Annotated in this window: 3 protein-coding genes; all 3 read left to right on the top strand. The window is 73.0% G+C overall.

Annotated features, from left to right (window positions below; translation table 11 throughout):
- The coding region (locus BGP03_RS34795; protein ID WP_299738923.1) for an iron-containing alcohol dehydrogenase at positions 1-782 on the top strand (782 nt) is incomplete at its 5' end.
- Between the two features lie 13 nt (positions 783-795).
- Complete coding sequence (locus tag BGP03_RS34790) at positions 796-2,166, top strand: histidine kinase (protein ID WP_296377596.1); 1,371 nt, start codon at positions 796-798, stop codon at positions 2,164-2,166.
- The gene (locus BGP03_RS34785; protein ID WP_296377597.1) at positions 2,163-2,825 is read left to right on the top strand and encodes a response regulator transcription factor; all 663 of its coding nucleotides are present in this window, start codon (positions 2,163-2,165) and stop codon (positions 2,823-2,825) included. Before BGP03_RS34790 ends, BGP03_RS34785 begins: the two co-directional genes overlap by 4 nt.
- Positions 2,826-2,892: the final 67 nt, after the last annotated feature.

Below are 2,892 nucleotides of genomic sequence, written 5' to 3'. Positions count from 1 at the left end.
ACCGCATCGAGCACCCGATCCCGCCGCTGATCATGATGCCGTCCACGTCCGGCACGGGCGCCGACGTCTCCCAGTTCTGCATCGTCACCGACACCGAGCGCCACACCAAGATCACGATCATGGGACGGGCGCTGGTCCCCGACGTCTCGGTGATCGACCCCCGCCTGCTGCTCACCATGCCCGACGCGCTCAACGCCGCCACCGGCCTCGACGCGCTCACCCACGGCATCGAGGCCTACGTCTCGCTCGCCCACGGCCCGCTCACCGACCACCACGCACTGCAGGCCATCTCGCTGGTGAACGGCCACCTCGCGCGCACCATCCACGCCCCGCGCGACACCGGCGCCCGGTCGTTCATGGCGCAGGCCGCGCTGGAGGCCGGGCTGGCGTTCACCAACGCGATCCTCGGCGCCACCCACGCCATGAGCCACCAGGTCGGCGGGATGCTCGACCTGCCCCACGGCGTCGTCAACGGGGTGCTGTTGCCGCACGTCATCCGGTTCAACGGGGCGGAGCTGCCCGAGCGGTTCGTGCCGATCGCCCAGGCCATGGGCGTCCATCGGCCGGGGATGCCGCCACTGGAGGCCGTCGACGCGGTGGCGGAGGAGGTCCGCCAGCTCGGCGACGAGGTCGGGGTGCCCCGCGGGCTGGGAGCACTCGGCGTCACGGCCGAGGACATCCCGCGCCTGTCCGAGCTGACGCTCGGCGACGCCTGCCTCACCACCAACCCCCGCCCCACGTCGGTCGGCGACGTCGAGACCCTGTTCAAGGCGGCCCTGTGACGGTGGAGGGCGTATGACGGCCGCAGCGCAGTGGCCGCGGCGCTCCGGGCGGGCGGCCGCGAACCGCCCCCGACCCGATCTCGAGGCGCTCACCGGCCTGCGCTCGGGCAAGCCGCACTACTACCCCGAGTACCGCACGTCGGCCGAGCGGCTGCACCGCGTCATCCTGGCGCTGGAGAAGATCTCCGCCGCGCTGGTGCGCACGATGGAGGGCTCGGAGGCCCTGGTCCGGGCCGTCGTGGAGGCCGCGGCCGACCACCTGACCGCGGAGTGGGTGGTGTTCGCGCTGGTGGACGGCGCACTCCCGGAGGCCCGGCCCCGCCACCTCGTCCGCGGGCCCGACGGCGCCGAGTGGGCCGACGCCCGCTCCGTGCCGCCCCGCATCTGGCTCCACCTCGACCACATCCGCACCGACACCTCCGACGACCACCACGACGAGGCCGAGGCGCGCCGGCACCTGCACGTCCCCATCAAGCTCGACGGACGCACCGTCGGCGGGTTCGTGGCCTGGACCCCCGAGGAGCGCCCGATCGACGACACCGACCACTCGGTGCTGCGGATCCTGGCCGGCCAGACCGCCGCCGCGCTGCAGAACTGCGCGCTGCTCGACCACTCCGCCCGGCTGCACGCCCGCACGTCCCTGCAGGCCACCGACCTGCGGATGCGCAACGAGCAGCTGCTGGCCACCCAGGCCGAGCTGGGCGCGGCTCGCCAGCGCGAGGTGCTCGACAACGAGCGCCACCGCATCGCCCGCGAGCTGCACGACAGCGTCACCCAGTACGCGCTGTCGGCCGGCATGCACATCGAGCTGGTCCGCACCGAGATCGCCGACCCCCGGCTGCGCGGCCAGCTCGACACCGCCAAGGACCTCACACGCCGGGCCGTCGAGCAGCTGCGGTCGGCGATCTACGCGCTCAACGACTGCGACGCGCACGGCGCCGACAAGGACCTGCCGTCGATGCTGCGCCAGCTCTCCGGCGTCCACATGCCCGACGAGCTGCGCGTGGAGGTGCGCATCGGCGGGACCCCGGTGGAGCTGCCGTCGGACTGCGAGCAGTCGCTGTTCCGGATCGCGGGCGAGGCGCTGTTCAACACGGCCGTGCACGCGGAGGCCACGAAGGCCGTGGTGCGGCTGACCTACCAGGGCGACCAGGTGCGGCTGACGATCTCCGACGACGGCGGCGGCAGCCCCGACGGCGTGCGACGCAGCCTGCGCGCGGCCACCGTGGCCACTCCCTCGGGTGAGCACCGCGGACTCGTGAACATGCAGGCCAGAGCACGTGAGCTCGGTGGCACGCTGACCTTCCGCCGGGCCCGGCTCGGCGGGCTGCAGGTACAGGTGGACATCCCCGTGCCCTGCGCAGCAGAGAGTTCGAGTCCATGACCACAGCCACCAGGGCCCGCCCGATGCCCACCCGCATCGTGCTCGTCGACGACCACCTCATCATGCGCCAGGGCCTGCGGGCCGTCCTCGAACGCGAGGACGACCTGCGCGTGGTCGGCGAGGCCGGCACGCCCGCGGACGCCGTCGCCGCGGTCGCCGCGTCACGGCCGCACGTCGTGCTGCTGGACCTCAAGCTCACGACGGGCCCGCAGACCGACGGGCTCGACGTCTGCCGCCGCCTGTGCGCCGCCCACCCCGGGCTGGGGGTGCTGGTGCTCACCACGTTCGCGGAGGACCGGCTCGTCGTCGAGTCGGTGCAGGCCGGCGCACGCGGTTACGTCGTCAAGGACGTGGACACCACCGAGCTGGTGCGCGCGATCCGCGCCGTCTCGCGCGGGGAGAGCGCGTTCGACGCCCGCAGCGCGTCGGCGATGGTCCGTTCGCTGTCGGGCGGGGTGCCCGAGCGGGAGCGGCTCACCGAGCGCGAGCTCGACGTGCTGCGGCTGCTCGCGCGGGGCCTGTCGAACCGCGCCATCGGGGCGGAGCTGTTCATCTCCGAGACCACGGTGAAGTTCCACGTCGGCAACCTCATGCGCAAGCTGATGGTGTCGCGGCGGGCCGAGGCGGTCTACGCGGCCACGAAGCTGGGCCTGCTCTAGTGTCCTGAGTCATTAGTTTGTGGTCGATTGCTAGCGTGTGGCATGGCCGAACGGGGACCGAAGCCGG

Source organism: Pseudonocardia sp. 73-21, from assembly GCF_001899645.1.
In the GTDB taxonomy this organism is placed as follows: Bacteria; Actinomycetota; Actinomycetes; order Mycobacteriales; family Pseudonocardiaceae; genus Pseudonocardia.
The sequence above is the reverse complement of the archived record's forward strand: the minus strand, read 5'-3'. Positions and strand labels throughout refer to the sequence as shown.

Coding starts and splice junctions, on each gene's coding strand:
- BGP03_RS34790 (WP_296377596.1), top strand. CDS start 796: ATGACGGCCGCAGCGCAGTGGCCGCGGCGCTCCGGGCGGGCGGCCGCG.
- BGP03_RS34785 (WP_296377597.1), top strand. CDS start 2,163: ATGACCACAGCCACCAGGGCCCGCCCGATGCCCACCCGCATCGTGCTC.